Annotated in this window: 17 protein-coding genes and 1 riboswitch; of the genes, 5 read left to right on the forward strand and 12 right to left on the reverse strand. The window is 42.5% G+C overall.

Annotation, left to right across the window (positions count from 1 at the left end; genetic code table 11):
- Window positions 1-392 precede the first annotated feature (392 nt).
- Complete coding sequence (locus ACTWQL_RS17240) at window positions 393-539, forward strand: hypothetical protein (RefSeq protein ID WP_443143669.1); 147 nt, start codon at window positions 393-395, stop codon at window positions 537-539.
- Here ACTWQL_RS17240 and ACTWQL_RS17245 read toward each other — a convergent pair.
- Window positions 536-1,078 carry a YwhD family protein gene (locus ACTWQL_RS17245; RefSeq protein WP_443143670.1) on the reverse strand — a complete coding sequence of 181 codons (543 nt, stop codon included), beginning with the start codon at window positions 1,076-1,078 and terminating at the stop codon, window positions 536-538. The genes ACTWQL_RS17240 and ACTWQL_RS17245 overlap by 4 nt on opposite strands.
- A 189-nt stretch (window positions 1,079-1,267) precedes the next feature.
- Here ACTWQL_RS17245 and ACTWQL_RS17250 point away from each other — a divergent pair, with 189 nt between their 5' ends.
- Both ACTWQL_RS17250 and ACTWQL_RS17255 read left to right on the forward strand, forming a co-directional pair.
- Window positions 1,268-2,578, forward strand: coding sequence for an NCS2 family permease (locus ACTWQL_RS17250; protein ID WP_443143671.1), 1,311 nt, complete (start codon window positions 1,268-1,270; stop codon window positions 2,576-2,578).
- 234 nt (window positions 2,579-2,812) lie between these two features.
- Window positions 2,813-3,658 carry a glycerophosphodiester phosphodiesterase gene (locus tag ACTWQL_RS17255; RefSeq protein ID WP_443143672.1) on the forward strand — a complete coding sequence of 282 codons (846 nt, stop codon included), beginning with the start codon at window positions 2,813-2,815 and terminating at the stop codon, window positions 3,656-3,658.
- Between the two features lie 297 nt (window positions 3,659-3,955).
- Here the strand turns inward: ACTWQL_RS17255 and ACTWQL_RS17260 are convergent, their stop codons facing one another.
- The 6 genes from ACTWQL_RS17260 to ACTWQL_RS17285 all read right to left on the reverse strand — a co-directional run bounded on the left by ACTWQL_RS17260 (window position 3,956) and on the right by ACTWQL_RS17285 (window position 10,545).
- Complete coding sequence (locus ACTWQL_RS17260) at window positions 3,956-4,351, reverse strand: DnaJ family domain-containing protein (RefSeq protein WP_443143673.1); 396 nt, start codon at window positions 4,349-4,351, stop codon at window positions 3,956-3,958.
- Window positions 4,352-4,518: 167 nt separating this feature from the next.
- The gene (locus ACTWQL_RS17265; protein WP_443143674.1) at window positions 4,519-5,568 is read right to left on the reverse strand and encodes a ribonucleotide-diphosphate reductase subunit beta; all 1,050 of its coding nucleotides are present in this window, start codon (window positions 5,566-5,568) and stop codon (window positions 4,519-4,521) included.
- The gene (locus ACTWQL_RS17270; RefSeq protein WP_443143675.1) at window positions 5,558-7,795 is read right to left on the reverse strand and encodes a ribonucleoside-diphosphate reductase subunit alpha; all 2,238 of its coding nucleotides are present in this window, start codon (window positions 7,793-7,795) and stop codon (window positions 5,558-5,560) included. Before ACTWQL_RS17270 ends, ACTWQL_RS17265 begins: the two co-directional genes overlap by 11 nt.
- A 245-nt stretch (window positions 7,796-8,040) precedes the next feature.
- A riboswitch (cobalamin riboswitch) is annotated at window positions 8,041-8,242 on the reverse strand.
- Window positions 8,243-8,319: 77 nt separating this feature from the next.
- Window positions 8,320-8,541 (reverse strand): hypothetical protein, encoded by a 222-nt coding sequence (locus ACTWQL_RS17275; RefSeq protein WP_443143676.1) that lies wholly within the window; start codon window positions 8,539-8,541, stop codon window positions 8,320-8,322.
- A gap of 188 nt (window positions 8,542-8,729) precedes the next feature.
- On the reverse strand, window positions 8,730-9,239 hold the full coding sequence (locus ACTWQL_RS17280) for a YwgA family protein (RefSeq protein ID WP_443143677.1): 510 nt from the start codon (window positions 9,237-9,239) through the stop codon (window positions 8,730-8,732).
- A 13-nt stretch (window positions 9,240-9,252) separates the two neighbouring features.
- Window positions 9,253-10,545 carry an HD domain-containing protein gene (locus ACTWQL_RS17285; protein WP_443143751.1) on the reverse strand — a complete coding sequence of 431 codons (1,293 nt, stop codon included), beginning with the start codon at window positions 10,543-10,545 and terminating at the stop codon, window positions 9,253-9,255.
- Between the two features lie 259 nt (window positions 10,546-10,804).
- Here ACTWQL_RS17285 and ACTWQL_RS17290 point away from each other — a divergent pair, with 259 nt between their 5' ends.
- Complete coding sequence (locus tag ACTWQL_RS17290) at window positions 10,805-11,005, forward strand: hypothetical protein (protein WP_443143678.1); 201 nt, start codon at window positions 10,805-10,807, stop codon at window positions 11,003-11,005.
- Here the strand turns inward: ACTWQL_RS17290 and ACTWQL_RS17295 are convergent.
- The 4 genes from ACTWQL_RS17295 to ACTWQL_RS17310 all read right to left on the reverse strand — a co-directional run bounded on the left by ACTWQL_RS17295 (window position 10,989) and on the right by ACTWQL_RS17310 (window position 16,586).
- A complete protein-coding gene (locus tag ACTWQL_RS17295; RefSeq protein ID WP_443143679.1) occupies window positions 10,989-12,095 on the reverse strand; it encodes a GerAB/ArcD/ProY family transporter in 1,107 nt (368 codons plus the stop codon). The genes ACTWQL_RS17290 and ACTWQL_RS17295 overlap by 17 nt on opposite strands.
- Before the next feature lie 31 nt (window positions 12,096-12,126).
- A complete protein-coding gene (locus ACTWQL_RS17300; RefSeq protein WP_443143680.1) occupies window positions 12,127-13,317 on the reverse strand; it encodes a Ger(x)C family spore germination protein in 1,191 nt (396 codons plus the stop codon).
- A 29-nt stretch (window positions 13,318-13,346) separates the two neighbouring features.
- The gene (locus ACTWQL_RS17305; RefSeq protein WP_443143681.1) at window positions 13,347-14,900 is read right to left on the reverse strand and encodes a spore germination protein; all 1,554 of its coding nucleotides are present in this window, start codon (window positions 14,898-14,900) and stop codon (window positions 13,347-13,349) included.
- 441 nt (window positions 14,901-15,341) lie between these two features.
- The gene (locus tag ACTWQL_RS17310) at window positions 15,342-16,586 is read right to left on the reverse strand and encodes a dicarboxylate/amino acid:cation symporter (protein WP_443143682.1); all 1,245 of its coding nucleotides are present in this window, start codon (window positions 16,584-16,586) and stop codon (window positions 15,342-15,344) included.
- A gap of 363 nt (window positions 16,587-16,949) precedes the next feature.
- Here ACTWQL_RS17310 and ACTWQL_RS17315 point away from each other — a divergent pair, with 363 nt between their 5' ends.
- Entirely contained in the window at window positions 16,950-17,783 is an 834-nt protein-coding gene (locus tag ACTWQL_RS17315) for a lipoate--protein ligase family protein (protein ID WP_443143752.1), read from the forward strand.
- A 79-nt stretch (window positions 17,784-17,862) separates the two neighbouring features.
- On the opposite strand, the gene pta is transcribed toward ACTWQL_RS17315, so the two are convergent.
- On the reverse strand, window positions 17,863-18,840 hold the full coding sequence (gene pta / locus ACTWQL_RS17320; protein ID WP_443143683.1) for a phosphate acetyltransferase: 978 nt from the start codon (window positions 18,838-18,840) through the stop codon (window positions 17,863-17,865).
- Window positions 18,841-18,932: the final 92 nt, after the last annotated feature.

Here is an 18,932-nt window from a genome sequence, read left to right on the forward strand (position 1 = left end):
TCCTAGTAAATATGTGTGTAAAACTAGTTTTTATTTTACTCGATTTCAAGTCCAACGCACAGGTTTTTCACATTTTGTTCAAAAACTGTTCAAAGAAATTTCCGTTACAACGTTTTGGCAGAAAGCTGTTTTCGCAAACTTTGTTGCTCTTGCACTTAAAGAAAGTATAAAATACTTTCTTCAGTATAAGGGCAACTAAGGCTCGACCTACAAAAGGCTTGGTCTCGCCAAGTTTTCTTTAAAAGTCGATGATTTCCGCTCCAGGATACTCGCTTTCCGCGGGGCGTGTGGTGAGTCGCCTTACTACCTCAGGAGTCTCCTTTTCAAGGAAGCATTTGTGCTCCTGCGTCTACAAGAAAGTCCTGTCGAAGTGAGCTTCCTCGTCGCATGCCTTGCGAGGAGATTATTCAGGTAGTAGGCACGCTGATCCCGCAGGAGTTGCTCTCCAATCAACTTGCACAAGGTGGTTTTTAAAACTGACTCAAAAGCAACAATCTTTTAGAAAAGAGCCTTGCAGAAAGGCTGTACCCGGGAGTTAAAGGGCGTTCTTTACTTCCTCACTCGCCCGTTCCCAGAATTCCTCGTTATACTCGATTAAAAACTTCTTCAACAATGCTTTCGATTTTTCGTCCATATGGTCGGTGACGACTTTTTTCTTAAGTGCTTTATCCATATTGTTCACGTGTTCAGGCATGCTTTTATAGCCTCGTCTTGCTTTTGCATCGACCTGGAGTTCACAGGCTCCTAATCCAGCGTAAAATGGTCCTTCACTTGAAGAATCAACCATCACCCATACGAGCCAGTACAGTTTCGGATTCGGCGCATCTTCACGTTTCGCCGTAAATTTGATTCGTTTCTCGACCGAGCTTCTAGCATGCAATGCTCCCATATCGACGAACACTTCTTCATCTGCAGGGTCGACAAAGATCGGCGTCAGGTTGTTGAGATTGATCGTTCCGACACCGTAACCGCCGTGACCATCCGTAGAATCTCCGCTTAATATTGTAAATCCTTGTTTTTTCTTCGGCTTTTTATTACCATCGTTATTATTATTATTGTTATCAAAGAGATCTTTCACGTCCAAAACCTCCTATTATCCTCTATAAGTATATGTTTTAATACGAACATCCTCTTAAATGTATGGTTTTATCTTATCATACTATTCAATTCTTATGAATGATTACGGATTACCTCTTGCATTCTCAATTAAAAACGAATATTATTATGGATGGTTATTATAATTGTTCGTATTTCGGGGGTATTTCTTATGTTTACCAACTTTTTTAAGCTACAAGAAAACCAAACTAACGTTAAAACCGAATTAATTGCTGGTTTGACGACATTTTTGACAATGGTTTATATCGTCGTCGTCAATCCGGGTATTTTAAGTGAGGCCGGTGCACCTTTCGATGCTGTTTTCATGGCGACAATCATTGCGACTGTCGTGGGAACACTCTGGATGGGGCTGTTCGCCAACTATCCGATCGCGATCGCGCCTGGAATGGGGTTGAACGCCTACTTTGCGTATTCTGTCGTCGGTGGTATGGGTGTCTCTTATGAAGTAGCGTTCGGGGCTGTATTCATTGCCGGTATTTTGTTCGTGATCCTATCGCTGACACCTTTCCGTGAAAAACTGATTGAGGCGATCCCTTCGAACCTGAAGTACGGAATCACTGCAGGAATCGGATTATTCATCGCTTTCATTGGGTTAAGGCTTACCGGTCTTGTCGTTTCCCATCCACAGAACCTTGTCGGATTAGGGGATCTCCACTCGCCGCAGGTCATTTTAACTTTAGTTGGGTTAGCTGTAACACTGATCCTGATGGCGTTGAATGTGAACGGTGCCCTGTTCTTGGGGATGGTTGTCACTGGAACGATTGCGTATTTCACTGGACAGCTTGAATTTAAGGATGGCGTCGTTGGTTTACCATCGATGCCGGATGCTTTCATTTTCGGAAGCCCGATTACTGCTATAGGGGATATGTTCACCTTTGGTCTTTATGCAGTCGTATTTTCATTCCTGCTCGTTACCATCTTCGATACGACTGGTACGATGATCGGGGTAGCTGAACAAGCTGGCTTGATGAAAGGAAACAAGATGCCGCGTGCACGTCAAGCGCTGCTGGCGGATTCTGTCGCTACTTCTGTTGGAGCGATTTTCGGAACAAGTCCAACAAGTGCATATATCGAATCGTCTTCAGGTGTTGCTGCGGGCGGTCGTACCGGAATGACCAACATGGTCGTCGCTTTCCTATTCATCGTTGCGATGTTTTTCGCTCCACTCGTAGGGGCGATTTCAGGACTCGCTGCAATCACTGCTCCAACTTTGATCATCGTTGGTAGCTTCATGCTGTCAAGTCTTTCGAAAATCGATTGGAACACCTTTGACGAATCATTCCCGGCATTCCTGATCATATTGACGATGCCACTTACATCAAGCATTGCAACAGGAATCGCACTCGGATTCATCTCTTATCCGCTTTTGAAAATTGTACGAGGCAAATGGCGTGAAGTCCATCCTCTCGTCATGTTGTTCGCCGTCTTATTCTTCATCCAATTGGCTTATGTGCCACATTAATAGAGTTGATCTAAGGAATCGCTTATGGGCGATTCCTTTCCTTTTGCCTATTTTATGAAACTTGTCTTTTTGCGTTATTGCCACGAATTGCCTACAGTCAACATCCCCTTAACAAACTCTCGGCCTTTGTACCCCTTTTCATCCATAAAAATTATATTCAGGTTCATACCATGTTAAAAGAGCCCCGTTAGTGTAGGTACTGTATTCAAAACTTAACTGAATGGGGATGAGCGTATGTTTACTTTTACAGGAAAAAGGCTCGTAATGGCATTGTTCACTTTATCTATCGTTGCAGTTTTTCTAGCATTACCGATCGAACGCGCAGCTGCTGTAAGTCATGGGCATGTTGAAAATGTGGCACATCGCGGAGCTGCAGGCTATGCGCCGGAAAATACGATGGCTGCTTTCCGGAAAGCGTTTGAGATGAAAGCAGATTACGTTGAATTGGATGTACAAATGAGCAAGGATGGGGAACTCGTCGTCATTCATGATACTACTGTAGACCGGACTACAAACGGCACAGGAAAAGTAAGTGACCTTACATACGAAGAGCTTCGCGCTCTTGATGCAGGAAGCTGGTTTGCACCTGAATTTGAAGGTGAGCCGATTCCAACTTTTGAAGATGTGTTGGATGGAATGCGTGGTAAAACAAAACTCTTGATTGAACTGAAGGCCCCTTCTAACTACCCTGGAATTGAAGAAAAAGTGGCTGAAGTATTGAAGGAACGGAATATGGATAAGCCAGAAAACAATTCCGTCATTGTACAGTCTTTTGATTTCGATTCGATGAAGACCTTCCACAACCTTTTACCTGAAGTTCCGATCGGTGTGCTTACTTCCAACTATCTCGATCTTACAGATGATTCCTTGAATGAATTCAAGTCGTATGCCGATTACGTGAATCCGCACAAAAATCAAATCGATCGTGCTTTAGTCGATCGTATCCATTCTCTCTACATGGGAGTCATGCCCTGGACAGTTCGGGCAAAAGAAGACGTCCAGCCGCTTCTTGATGCAGGTGTCGACGGCATCATCAGTGATTATCCTGATTATGTACCGAGGAATTACAAAAAGCAGTAGATATACCATTTCATTGCTGACCTGGAGTTAAAAGACGAAAGACCTGATGGAAGGAAATGTTTCCATTCAGGTCTTTTTGATTGAAAATAGATAATTTCTATTTTGAATTCACGAAATCCGCTGTACTTTTAGGAAAAAATGAGCATTTCGAGATCTCAAAGTGAGGATGCTTCCGGTCACCTATGTGAAAACCATTTGTTATCTACAAAAATCGAGGGTAAATGCAAAAAATATGAAATTATCTACAAAAATGGGGGTGTCATCTACAAAAATGAAAAATTATCTACATAACGCATTTTATTCCGCTGGCAAGTAATCCTCCATCTTCAATTTTCGTTTCTGTGCAGGTGGAGGACAAGTCAGGTTGTAATTGAAAATCTTCTTGTTGATTTCCTCGACAGACTTCCGGATGTTATATTCACTTGAGTAGGACGCCAATTCTTCTTTCATCCGCTCAATTTCCTTTTCCATCTGGATCCATGGCGGTAGGATATTATTGTCCTTCATCACCTTATTCAACAGACGGTCAGGATTATACGAATGGTCCCCATCCAACTTCAGGGGTTTACCTTTCCCTTTCAAGTTCTCAAAAGCACCTTCCTGTTCAGCGCGTTTGATGATATCACCAATCAGATCGGAATACTGGATCTCATCAACTTCCGACTTTTTCTTCCCTTCATTTTCCTTACTCACGTCGACCCCTCCCTGCTAATAATTATGCTTATTATTAGTAATACGGGATTGATCACGAAACTCCTTATCCTATTTTTGGCAATCTAGTGAATTTTTCGCTTCTCTCGCTGGAATGTCGCGAATTTCACTATAAAGATTCCTATAAGCAATCATAATAAAGCCTTCTATTAAAGATCGTCAAAACCGTTATCATCCGAAACCTTCGTATATTGGCGGGATTTTTGTTCGAAAAAGTCACTTTTCCCTTCATTCACCGATTCATAGGCTTTGATCCATGGCATCGGATTTTTGCGATGTTCAGGATAAGGTCGCTCAGCTCCAAGCTGATTCACCCGCTTGTTTGCGATGAATTTGATATAGGAATCAAGTTCGGATGACGTGATGCCAGGGAACCGATCTCCTAAAATGTAATTCCCCCACTGAATTTCAAGCTCTGTCGCTTTTTCGAATGTTTTCCTGACAAAATGCTGTGCTTCTATCGGATCTAAAGAAAATTCCTCTATGACAGCGTGATAGATTTTCGTGAACAAATGGACGTGGAGCTGTTCATCCCGGTTGATGTAATTGATCATCGTCGAAGTGGACACCATTTTTTGGTTCCTTGCAAGGTTATAGAAGAAACTGAAGCCTGAGTAAAAGTTCAACCCTTCTAGTACGACGTCATAGACGATTGACTCTAAGAACGTTTCCGGTGTCGGGTTTTTCACGAATGATTCATAGCCTTCGATAATAAATTCATTCCGCTCCCGTAAGACTGAATCATGCTTCCAATACTCGAAAATCTCATCCTGCTTCCTTTTATCGACAAGACTTGAAAGAACGTAAGAATATGACTGATTGTGGACGACCTCCTGAAAGGCAAGGACCGTCATCAATGCCGTCAAACTCGAATCTGTCAAATAACCGGCCACCCTGTTCGCATAATCTGTCTGGATGCTGTCGAGAAATGCGAGCAAACCGATGATTTTGTTGAAGGCTTCTTTTTCGTCTGCTGAAAGCTCTTCGTATTGCTTGCGATCACCTGACATATTGATCTCGAACGGTGTCCAAAAGTTTGAAAGCATCTGTTTATACAACGGGTAAGCCCATGTATAGCGAACATCGTCCCAGTTCAAGACATTCGAGCTTTGACCATTCAAGATTCCCGTGGAGGCGTTCGGGGCTTCTGGCACATAAAGTTCTCTCAGATTCAAGGTTTCAGTCGCATCAGCTTTCACAAGAATCACACCCTTCTACATCTTCGTGGGAAGTGGACCGGACATAGTATGTCGTCTTCAATCCAGATTTCCAGGCTGATAAATGCAGGTCTAGAAGTTCTTTCGCTTTTACTGTATTCCGTACATAAAGATTGAACGATATCGATTGATCCACATGACGCTGCCTCACCGCATTTTGGCGGATGCTCCATTTTTGGTCGATATCATACGCACTCTTGTAGAACCAGGTCGTTTCAGGTGACAAGTCTGGAGCCGTCACAGGGATTTTCGAGTTTTTCTTTTCTTCTGCATATTGCTTTTTAAAAATCGGATCGATACTCGCAGTGGAGCCTGCAATGATACTTGTCGAGGCATTCGGTGCAACTGCAAGAAGCCAACCGTTCCGGACGCCATCTTGTTGGATGTTTTCAGCTAGATTGCACCACTCCGCACTTTCATACCCTCTCTTTTTAAAATAATCGCCTGTACTCCAGTCGCTGCCTTCAAATGTCGGATAAGCCCCTTTTTCTTTTGCAAGGGCATGGCTTGCCTGGATCGTTAGGAAATTGATTTTTTCATAGAGCTGATCCGCGAATGCCACCGCCTCTTCCGACTCCCAGCGGATCCCTTCCTGTGCGAGAAGATGATGCCAGCCGAACGTCCCTAATCCGATCGCTCGGTATTTGTCATTAGTCAAGATCGCTTGCTTCACTTCGATTTTATTTTTGTTGAGCTCGATGACGTTATCAAGCATCCTCACCTGGATCGGAATGACCCGCTCCAGCACCTCTTCCTTCACGACTTTCGCAAGAGAGAGACTTGATAGGTTACAGACAACGAAATCACCAGGTGTTTTTGTGATGATGATTTTTCCATCTGTAGTCGTTTCCTCTTCAACAGTTGTTGCTGATTGGTTTTGCGTAATTTCCGTACAAAGGTTGGTGCAATAGATGATGCCTTCATGATGATTGTTATTAAGGCGGTTCACCGTATCCTTGTAAAACATGAACGGCCCGCCAGTTTCAAGCTGACTGATCATGATCCGTTTCATGATATCGATCGCCGGAACTGTTTCCCGTGAAAGCAACGGATGATTGACGCATTGTTCGTACTTTTCCCGGAAGCTCCCTTCACCTTCTTTTTCATCGTAAAAATCATCAAGCTCGAATCCCATCTGTTTCTTAACCTCGTGTGGATCAAACAGATGCCATTCTTCACGGTTTTCTACTTTTTCCATGAAGAGATCTGGGATGACAACGCCCGTGAACAAATCATGCGTCCTCTGCCGTTCATCACCATTGTTCAACTTGGCATCGAGGAATGCGAAAATGTCTTTTCCGAACACAGGATAGTAGACTGCCACAGCACCATTCCGCTGACCGAGCTGATCGACGTTCACGGCTGTCGTGTTCAGTTGTTTCATCCAGGCGATCACCCCGGATGAAGTGTTTTTATAACCTTTTATGTCAGACCCTTTGCTACGGATCTTACCAAGGTAGACTCCGATACCTCCACCTGCTTTACTGAGCATCGCGATATCTGTATTTGAGTCATAAATTCCACGTAAACTGTCATCGACTGTATCAATGAAACACGAGCTGAGCTGCCCATGAGCTTTCCCGGCATTTGCAAGCGTTGGTGTAGCGACTGTCATGTAGAGATTGGACAGCACCCAGTACGCTTCTTTTACAAGTTGAAGCCGATTTTCCTTCGGTTCAGGCATCATCAATGTCATCGCGATGACCATCCAGCGTTCCTGAGGCAGTTCGTACAAATGACGATCATGATCCCTTGCTAGATAACGGTCGGCTAACATTCGAATCCCTGCATATGTGAACAACTCATCCCGCTCAGGTACAAGGGCGGCATCAAGCTCATCCACTTCCTCTTTTGTATAATTTTTGAGAAGTTCCTTATCAAACAGCCCTTTCTTGATGAGAGATTGCAGCAGCCCATGGAAGTTTCCGTAACCCGGTGCTTGTTCACGGTTATGTGCCGCTTCCTCATAAAGAGAGTGGAGATGGATTTTGGAGCAGACATACGTCCAATCCGGTTCTTCTTGTGTGATTCGTGCCATCCCTTCGAGCAGCAACAGGTTGACCAGGGCTTTTTTATCTGTCTCATCCCATTGCAGTGCAGTTTTCTCGGTGAAATCCGCTATATCCAGTTGTGGAAATCGATCTGCTAGCTTTTCAGTAAGATCGATGATACGTTTCGGCAAGCGCTTTTTATTCAGTAAAGTCGACATATCCATTCCTCCATTTCTATGAATCCATTAAAGAAAACTTGGCAAAGCCAAGCCTTGGCGCTGCTGATCCTTAGTAGCGCTTATACTAAAGAAAGTATTTTTATACTTTCTTTAAGTGTAAAAAAACCACCCGGATATCGAGTGGTTGAAACGGAGACGATATGACATTGAGAGGGACCTTAAAAAAAAGATCCACGCCCGAACTGAATAGCCGTCCACGCTTCAACCCTCAATCCCCGAAGAATTGAAACACTCAAGCTCAGGCAGGTCTACTGACTCTTGCTTCATCCTACTAGGAACCTTCCCATATAAGCACCTATTGCTAGACTCTCTTATACAGTGGCATATTCCGTTCGTCGACAATTACAGTTGCGGGGACAGTTCTGGATTCTCACCAGATTCCCTATCAAGTCTCCTAACGAGACACCTGTCGCTTGAATAATATCAATATATTGTGTTGTTAATCTTACATTCTCACTAAATGTAGTGTTTGTCAATATGATTTTTAATATTTCTGCTCCTATTTAACAAACCATATTAAAAGGCACTCGGCGATAGAAAACGTCGCCGATATGCCTATTTAATTTTTGCTCTTTTCTAAAAGATTGTTGCGTTTGAGTCAATTTTAAAAACTCACCTTGTCCAAGTTGATTGAAGAGCAAGGTGCGAGACTCCTCGAAAATGAAAATCGCATTTTCTTCGTGTGATGTAACGCTCCAGAAGCTTTCCTTGTCCTGCGGGCTCACCGCACGCCCCGCGGAAAGCGAGCATCCTGGAGCGGAAATCAACGACTTTTAAAGAAAACTTGGCGAGACCAAGCCTTTTATAGGTCGAGCCTTAGTTGCCCTTATACTGAAGAAAGTATTTTATACTTTCTTTAAGTGCAAGAGCAACAACGTTTGCGAAAACAGCCTTGTTTTTTCAAATGTTCGCCTTACGATACAACCGTTTGGCTTTTCAAATCCTCGATATATCGGAATGCCTCTTCGATTTCTTCTTCCGTATATTTCTGTTTTTGTTTGACGACTTGTACTTTTTCAACTACCTCTTCTTTCGGAAGGTGATTGAAATAAAGGATGGTTGAAATAAGCTCAAGGATGCGTGAAGGCTGTTCATTCATCGATGTAACACACTCCTTCAACGGCTCCAGATCCAGGTCATAATGCTTTAAGAACTGTTCACCCTCACCTGTCAGTGTATAGCGATACTGATAATAGCCTGATACCTTTTCTCTCGTCTCTTCGATAAACCCAAGATTACAAAGTTCTTCGACGCGCAAGGTCAATTCCTCTGAATATGGCCCATAAAAATGAAACTGATATTTTTCTCCAAAAGGAAAGTTCAACTTTTTAGCGATATATACCATTTTCTGAAGCTTCTTCCGTCCTACGACCTCTCTGGCATAATCGAACAATGCAACCAACCGCGCATGATGCTCAAGCACGAAGAATCCCCTCCTAAAATTCTAATATTTCACTGATTTTTCTCTTTAGATCCTCATCGTCTATTTTTTCTACTAGATCTGATGGATAATACAACTTGTGATCGGTCCGTTTTTTACCTGAAATCGCTTCGACCACGGTAGACTCTCTAGACAGTTCCCGGTATTCCCCGCTCTTCATCAAAAGGTGGATCGGCAGGCGTTCTTCTTCCTCACCTGGACGATAAAAGTCATAAGGAAGATCGGATGACGAATCAACGATCAAATAATAATCCGGGTCGATTCCAGCTTTGACGAAATACGTATAAAGCCTATGCCAATGTTCCATATGGACGTTTGGGTTGAATTCCATATACTTGAACAGACGTCGATTCAAAAAGCGCTCACAAAGATCGCTGAGAATCACATCCTCTTCATCCTGCCAGGCCTGGAAATAGAACTGGATGATCCCTTCGTCGAGCTTGAAATAGTCATCGAGATCGACGTTGTCGTTGAATAACGAAACAAAATGGATCGGCTCTAATTTAAACGTATAGCCTTCCTTGTAAAGTGCTTTTGCACGATGGAGGATTTTCGACAGGATGACCTCCGCACTTCGCGTCACTGGATGGAAATAGACTTGCCAATACATTTGATAACGGCTCATTATGTAGTCCTCTACAGCATGCATGCCACTATGTTTGATGACGACCTGGTCTTCTTTCGGTCGCATGACCCTCAAAATCCGTTCGATATCGAATTGACCATAACTGACTCCCGTGAAATAAGCATCACGAAGCAAGTAGTCCATCCGGTCTGCATCGATCTGACTTGAGATCATGCTGACGACAAGCTTGTTTTCATAGGTTTTTGCGATGACCTCGGAAACCTTACGCGGAAAGTCATCCTCGACCCTCTTTAAGACGCTGTTTACTTCTGTATCCCCTAGAATGATCGATTGTGTAAAATCCTCGTGGTCAAGATTGAATACTTTTTCAAAGGAATGTGAATAGGGGCCATGTCCGACATCGTGTAAAAGTGCTGCTGCTAAACAGAGGATGCGCTCATCATCGTCCCAATGAGGTCGCCCTTGAAAAATTTCAATGATCCGACGAACGATTTCATACACCCCGAGCGAATGGCTGAACCGGCTGTGTTCAGCGCCATGGAACGTCAAAAACGTGGTGCCGAGTTGACGGATCCTTCTCAAACGCTGGAACTCCTTCGTTCCGATCAAATCCCAAATGATACGATCACGTACGTGGATGTATCTGTGTACAGGATCTTTAAATACTTTTTCTTCGTCTAATTGTTGCAGCATATAGCTCATCGCCTGGCTTGATACCCCTTTCTCCTTACACATGAAGAAACTGCGTCTCTATATTGATGGGAGAACTGACTCAAAAAGGTCAGCCTCTCTCATGTTGTTTTTTCGACAATATTACAATTATATATTCTCTAAAATGAAATGAAAACCTCTTCGAAAAAAGTGAAAAAGCTTACTTTCGTTCCACTGTAAGTCGTAAGGTCATAGAAAAATTTTTTTTGAAGAAAATAAAGATGGACAGTTTCGGACGGAGGGTTTCGAGATGAAAATCATCGGTATTACGTTTCTTCTATTGGTCGCCATCATCACCCTGATATCTATTTTGGATTACCACCTGGGTACTTATTTTGAATTTACAGATCAATTGAACCCATTTACAGTTCCTGATGAATTCGAGTTCTTGTTGCTATTCATTCTTTGTTTATCTTTAATTGTTCAATTTTATTTCATTGTACGCCGTTAATACGTTTACGATATTTTACAGATAGGATGAGCAAGACTAGAAAAGGTATTCCGAGCTGTAAAGGTAAATGGATATAGAAAGGTACTAATTGCATTCCTTCTTCTAAATGTTCAGAAAAGTTCGAGGTGATTGTAAGTGCTGCAAACAAAATCACCAAGCTGACGGGGTAAAAGAGCAGCTTGAATTTGGTCACATTGAAGACGGACGCCGTACATGCTACAGCCACGTAGTAGAAAAGCGAAACTTTGAAAAACATGCCGATGATCAAAATGAAGACCCCGATGGCATCCAATCGTTGGATAAAATCCCCTATCTCGATCCGACTGATCGTCATCAATAACGGAAAAGTCGTCCGTGCAGCAGAGTCTGCGCCAAGAACTGCAACGTCCATAATGGCAGTCACCGCAAGGATAATACCACTTGTCAAAATAGCAAATATTCCAGTAGTTCTAACTCTATTAGTCTTATTTACATACTTGAAAAGCATCAAAAAGGCAATCAATTCACCAAATGGAAAGGTCAGTGTCATTGGAAAAGCCGTTTGCAATATCAGTCCCCAACCCTCACCAGTGTATGGCTGTAAATTTTTCAACTGAACAGCTTTAGAAGCGAATAGTAATCCTATACCAAGTACAACCAATCCCGAAAGGATAGGAAAATAAAATTCGCTGGTCCTTGCTAGTACTTCGATCCCTTTCGAAATGACATAAAGGGATGCAAGAATCATGATCGTCAAAATAACGAACATTGGTGTTTCCACTAGGGTTGCAGAAAGCAATAATTCACCAAAATCACGAAGGACTCGGGCAGCTAGATAAATGAAATAAAGGATGTATAGGAATCCGACCACCTTGCCGAAAACGTTCCCAAATGATTCTTGGAGCATATTTACGAAATTGTTTTCTGGCTGATAAAGGTGGATTTGGGTATACATCCAAAAAAGCACAAGACCTGCTCCCATTCCTATCAGTATCGCAATCCAAGCTCCCTGTTTTGCTTGTAGACCGAGTCCAACAACAACAGCACTGCCAAGCTGGAAGAACACCATCAATACATATAATTGTAAGGTACTTATTTTCACCTGTTCCACAATTATTCCTGCTCCTTGCCAATCGATTTACTCATTCAGTGTCAGATGGATAGATTGTTTTCGTGCGTAGTCCCGCTCGTCGGATCTGAACATTCGTGTTAACGGTCACTTCAGCTTCAGAAAAGAGATTTCCCCAATCTTTTTCAAACTCTTTCCAAACCTTTGGTTGTTTCCGATAAAGTTCCTCGCCGAATCCGAAAACATCCAATTGCTTTTCTTGTGCCGAACGAATCGCTTTTTCAATTTCTTTTTTCAATTCTTTTTCAGTTTTCTGTTCCAGGTGATGAACGACTTCAGAGGTTTCAATTGCTAATGGACAGTTCACCTCGGCAATATTCCCTTCCAAATCCAGGTCCACTTTTAACTGAGGGAGATCTTGTTCCATGTTGACTTTGAGAGATGTTTTCGACCGGATGACTTCGATCGCGATTTTATCCTCTTCTTGCCTACAAGAAAGATTGATGATGGTACTTTTTATTTTCCCCATTGTTAAAAGAACTCCTCTCGCGTCTCGATCTGTCACCCACTCTTGTAAACGGTCTCCTTTAAAAATACCTAAACCATCAATGACCAAATTGGGGTCCCCCGCAAGATCCTCCTCTATAGAAGGATGCATATCTGACTTGATTCCACTGATGATCGGCTGTCTCTTTTTACTGATGATCGTTTGTATGAATTCATCAACGGTCGTCGTCACGCCAGTACCGATCATATTTTCTGTATTCTTCAGACTACCTGTGATCTTGCGGGCAGGTATTTCTTCAAGTGGTGTCAGTTGCCGCAAAAGTTTCTCTGCACTGTTCTCTCGAGCAATCAATATATAGATTTGTGTTCTGAACTCCGGATCTCGATCAAGGAGATCAAGCATGTCACTCAAGCCTCTCCGGGCGATTTCTTCACTTACGATGATCGTGCTCGTATGGGAAAAAAACATTCTTCTAGGAACAGAGTTTGCACCTCTTCTCAAAGCCTCGAAAATGGTATCACCCGTCGCAGTGAAAACAATTACGGGTGGATTTTTGTCAGATCCTCCAGAGAACCTCGAAGTGGAACTATTAGGTCCTGCAACCTGAAATGAGACTTTATATTGTCCTTCTTCTGTCAGGTCGAAGCCCATCCCCATCACAAGAGCCAGATCCGTCAATTGCCGGCTGTTCCAGCACCCGGTCAAAAAAGGAAGTATCAAGATCAATAGAGTGACTTGCAACAGGATGCGTTTCATACTTCGTTTCCTTTCTTTTTCATTAGAATCTATTCATCAGCTGAGTTACGTTCCAAAGCGCTCTTTTGTGATGTTTCATGTGGTCTGGTCATCATCGACCATAACGGAAAACGGATGAATGTGTCTTTTTGATCACTTGCATTAAAAGGGGCAACAGAGGTCAAATAAGGAATACCCAACGATCTTAAACTGCTTAAATGAGCAATCATCATGATCAATACGATCGTAATCCCATAAAACCCAAAAGTAGCCGCTGAAATCATCAATACAAATCGAATCAGGCGAGCTGAAATTGCAATGTTGAATCTTGGTGTCGCAAAGCTTGATATTGCTGTCAATGCAACTACAATTACCATGACTGGTGAAACAAGACCAGCTTGAACGGCTGCTTCACCAAGAATAACTGCACCTACGATCGATATAGCCTGTCCAATGGCTCTCGGCATCCGGATCCCCGCTTCTCGTAGGATTTCGAACGTGATTTCCATGATCATCGCTTCCACGAAAGCGGGAAACGGGACTCCCTCTTGTTGAGCCGCGAGCCCTAACAATAAGACCGTGGGAATCATTTCTTGATGGAATGTAGTAATTGCGATATAAAGCGATGGTGCCAGTAACGAAACAAAGAATACGAATATCCGTAACAGTCTTAGAAAGGTAGCGATGTCGGCTCGCAAATAATAATCTTCGGGAGATGTGAAAAATTGAAAAAATGAGACAGGAAGAATCAATCCGAATGGGGTTCCTTCCACAAGGACAGCAATCCGACCTTCTAAAAGATTGCCTGTCACCACATCTGGACGTTCTGTGTTCATCACCTGTGGAAAAGGTGTGAAGGTTTGATCCTGTATAAATTCTTCTAAATAACCTGATTCAAGCACCCCATCGATCTTGATTTTCGATAACCGATCCTTCAATTCTTTTATCAGGCTCTCTTTTGCAATCCCATCTAGATACAGGATATTGATTTCGGTTTTCGTCACCTCGCCAATATGCATGGATTTTATACGTAAAGCTGGATTTCTGATCCGCTGCCTGATTAAAGACGTGTTCGTCCGAAGTGATTCCGTAAAGCTATCTTTAGGGCCTCTTACTACAAGTTCTGAAGAAGGTTCGGTGATATCCCTTGTTTTCCCGCCCTTACAATAGCATCCAATACCTTGATCTGAGCCTTGAATCAAAATTACTGCATCACCAGAAAGTAATACGGAAACAGTATCATTCCACTTATTCAGTCTCATCGTTTTGGAAGTCGATAATACCGATTCAGTAAAATAATCGACTGCCTTAATATCATCTGGCACCTCAATCATTTTCAGGTCCATCAATGCACTAGTGATAGAATGTGTCAGGATATGTTGATCGACCATTCCTTCCATATAGATTAGAGCAAGTTCTACTCCATTTCCAGATTGAAACCGTTGTATATGTAAATCGATGCTATCCCCCATTAGAGTCGTAATACGTTCGATATTTTCATTAAGATCGGCGCTAAGGGGTTCGTTCTTTTTCAATGTTGTTTGTTCGGTCAAGCGTTCTTTATTCCGAATTTTTTTAGAGGATCTCCCGATTAGTTTTTTCATGAAAAATAGACCCCGTTTCAATAAATGCTTACTAACCCCATTGTTCACATATAAAGAGGGATGTATACGTTATAGAACGAGGTGGGTGTTCACTTCTAATTGTGAGGATTTTGGTGGTATTTAGTCGAAATTCATTCTCGAAGATTTTAATTCAATGCGAAGGCTAAATAACTGAGGTGCCATCTATCAAAGTATTTTCCAGGAGGTCAATGATTTTTTTAATGAAGCCTGGATTTGGATGTGATTCCGTTCTCCTCTTGTGCCTGAATACAATCTGGATTGGGAGAGGATACACTCTAAAAAAGATGCTCATCAAAATAATTTATATCCATAACAAAAACTATAACTGCTGTAGAGCCAAATTTTATCTTTTTTATCTTTGAAAAAAAGCTGACCGGAGGATCATCCTCTCGGTCAGCTTTCGTTCTATTTATAAATAGATTAGATATCAAGATCTGGTGTTTTCTGTGGCGCACCGCCATGTTTTTCTTCTGATTTTGCAACGATTACCGCACAAGATGCATCACCAGCGATGTTAACTGCTGTACGGGTCATATCCAATAGACGGTCAACCCCTAATACGAGACCGATCGCTTCAACCGGCAGACCAACTTGCTTGAGAACCATCGCCAGCATGATCAATCCTACACCAGGCACCCCTGCTGTACCGATACTCGCAAGAACTGCAGTGAGTACTACTGTGATAAGCTGCGTCAACGATAGGTCGACCGCATATACTTGAGCGATGAATACAGTTGCTACCCCCTGCATGATCGCTGTACCATCCATATTGATCGTCGCTCCGAGCGGCTGCACGAAGCTGCTGACCTGTTTCGGTACCTTCAAGTTTTCTTGAGCGGTCTTCATCGATACTGGAAGTGTACCACTACTGCTGGATGTACTGAATGCAACCGTCATTGCAGGTGCAAAGTTTTTGAAAAAGTGTATCGGGTTCATTTTTCCAAGTGTCGAAATAGCTGTGCCATATGTGATCATTGCGTGTAATAGTAATGCAAGCAACACCGTTCCGAAATAAAGTCCCATCGCTTGCAACGCATCTAGACCGAAGTTTCCGATTGCAGACGCGATCAATGCAAATGCACCATATGGGGCAAGGACCATGACGATATTAACGAGATACATCAATATGTCGTTACCTTCTTCAAGCAAGCGGCGTACGCCTTTCGTCTTCTCTCCTAACATCGCAACTGCAAATCCTACAAAGATTGAAAAGGCGATGATTTGAAGCATTTCTCCCTTTGCCATTGCATCAATTGGATTAGTTGGAATAATGTTCAACAAAGTTTCCACAACAGGTGGGGCTTCTTCTGCCTCAAATTTAGCCTCCCCTGTGTCAAAACCTCCACCTGCACCTGGTTGGATCATATAAGCTAATCCAAGTCCGATTACGATTGCAACTGTGGTAGTGATAAGAAAGTAACCAATCGTTTTTCCGCCGATTCGTCCGAGCTTTTTCGGATCTCCGATTCCTGCTGCACCAAGAGCAATCGAGAAAAAGACAATCGGTACGACTAGCATTTTGATTAGATTCAAGAAGATCGTTCCGACCGGGCCGAAAACGTATTTGTCTAGTACTGAGAATAAATCGGCGGCAAAAAGGTTAAGAACAATACCAATGATTATACCTAATATGAGACCGATTATGATTTGTACGCTTAACTTCATATTTTCTCCTCCTACCTAATAATGTTACGCTATGGGATATTTTCTTATGGTTTCAGGATGTTGTCAAATGGCAATATAAAACATTTCGCATGTTTATACAGAAACGAGCTTATTAAAGTATTGATATGTAAGCGTTTGTAATATTATTCCTTACTAGAAAATAGCAATAAACTCTCTTTTTCTCCTCCTTTTCTGTATGTATAAAATGCCCTGTTTACATACATTTACACTCCTATTTTCCCTGTTTTTCCTAATGTTAAGCATAAAAAAATCGAAAAACCTAGCGAGTGAGATACCGATTTTTACAGGACATGCTATAATAGAACGGTTGAGGTTATTAAAGGAGCTTTAGCAATGGAAGAAATGATTAAACGTATATTATCCCAGCCTGAATGGCGTATCATAGACCAGACAACACTCGGAGATTCATTCCATGCTCTTCAATCTTTTGCAATGGATGACACCCTATGCAGTTCAATCGGTTCTGAAGATTCTCCACCAACAGTCCGTACCTGGGTCCATCCTAAAACAGTCGTATTAGGGATTCAGGACAGCCGGCTTCCAAACCTTTCAGATGGTGTCAATTACTTACAAGAACAAGGCTATGAAGTCATCGTACGGAATTCCGGTGGACTAGCTGTCGTACTTGATGCTGGAGTTTTGAATATATCTTTAGTGCTTTCTGAAAAAGACCAGAAAATCGATATCGATCTTGGATATGATGCAATGGTCTACCTTACTGAGCAACTGTTGAAACCGTATGGATTAACATTCGAACAAAAAGAAATCAGCACATCCTACTGTCCGGGAAAATATGATTTGAGCATTGATGGAAAGAAGTTTGCGGGCATCTCCCAACGGCGCCTGCGCGGTGGGATTGCAGTGCAAATCTACTTATGTGTGAACGGTTCTGGTTCCGAGCGTGCTGAGTTGATCAGAGGATTTTATGAACGAGCAAAAGGTGATCACGAGACAAAATTCACTTATCCCTTGGTTGACCCAGACGTCATGGCCTCCTTAACAGAGCTTGGGGGAAAGCCAGTCAATGTGAGTGACCTAATGAAGGATTTATTACTTTATTTAAAGAAGCAAGATTCAGACCTGCTTTCAGCACAATTATCCATATCCGAAATCAATCAATATGATTATTATCTCAAACGTGTCGTCGAACGAAATAAAAAAGCACTGGAACGGTGAAAGAGATACAGAAAATAAAAATCGAGTCTGAACCATTTCATTTAGTGGTTTCACACTCGATTTTTTTCTTCTTATGGTTTTATCCTTGCAATGCTTGCATCGCCGTAATTAAGGATAACTTGTAGACATCCTCACTGTTACATCCTCTGGAAAGGTCGTTCACTGGCTTGTTCAACCCTTGGAGTACTGGTCCGATCGCTTCAAATCCACCTAAACGCTGAACCATTTTATAGCCGATGTTCCCTGCCTCCAGTCCAGGAAAGACGAATACATTCGCTCTTCCTTCAAGAGGAGAATCGGGTGCTTTCTTAGCGGCTACTTCCGGTACGAACGCTGCATCGAATTGAAGTTCACCATCTATAGGGAAATCAGTCCCTACTTCGTTCAACAGGGTAACCGCATCGATTACTTTTTGTGTCTCAGCCGATTTGGCTGACCCTTTTGTAGAAAAGCTGAGCATCGCAACTCTTGGGTTGATACCGAATACCCGCGCAGTTTCGGCACTAGTTGCTGCAATTTCAGCTAAATCCGTAGCGGATGGCTCGATATTGATTGCACAATCTGCAAAGATATATCGCTCATCTTCTTTTACCATCAAGAAAGCGCCTGAAGTCCGTTTGATGCCTTCCTTCGTCTTTATGATCTGTAGAGCGGGACGCACAGTATTTGCAGTTGAATGGGCTGCACCACTTACTAGCCCAGAAGCCTTATCCATATAAACGAGCATTGTACCGAAGTAATTGACATCCTGGAGAATTTCCCTCGATTCAGCTTCATTGACTTTCCCTTTCCGACGATTTACAAACAGGTCAACCATTTCATCAAAACCTTCATAATCAGCTGGTGAAAGAATATCGACAAGGTCAAGGTCAAGTCCTTTCTGTTCCAAAGTCGTTCTGATGAATGCCTGGTCCCCGATCAAAAGCGGCTTCAAAATCTTCTCCTCAGCCAAACGAAGAGCTGCATCTATGATACGAGGATCATTTCCTTCAGGAAAAACAATTGAAGGATAGATCGCTTTAAGTCTCTGTTCCATTACCGCAAACATATTACTCATGTTAACGCCTCCTCTTTCTATTTCTTACAGAGTTTTATTTTACTGTTTCAAAAATGATTCTATCTTTTTCATGTCCTACAATACTCCTTTTT

This window comes from Pseudalkalibacillus sp. R45, from assembly GCF_052246725.1.
Taxonomy (GTDB): Bacteria; Bacillota; Bacilli; order Bacillales; family Fictibacillaceae; genus Pseudalkalibacillus.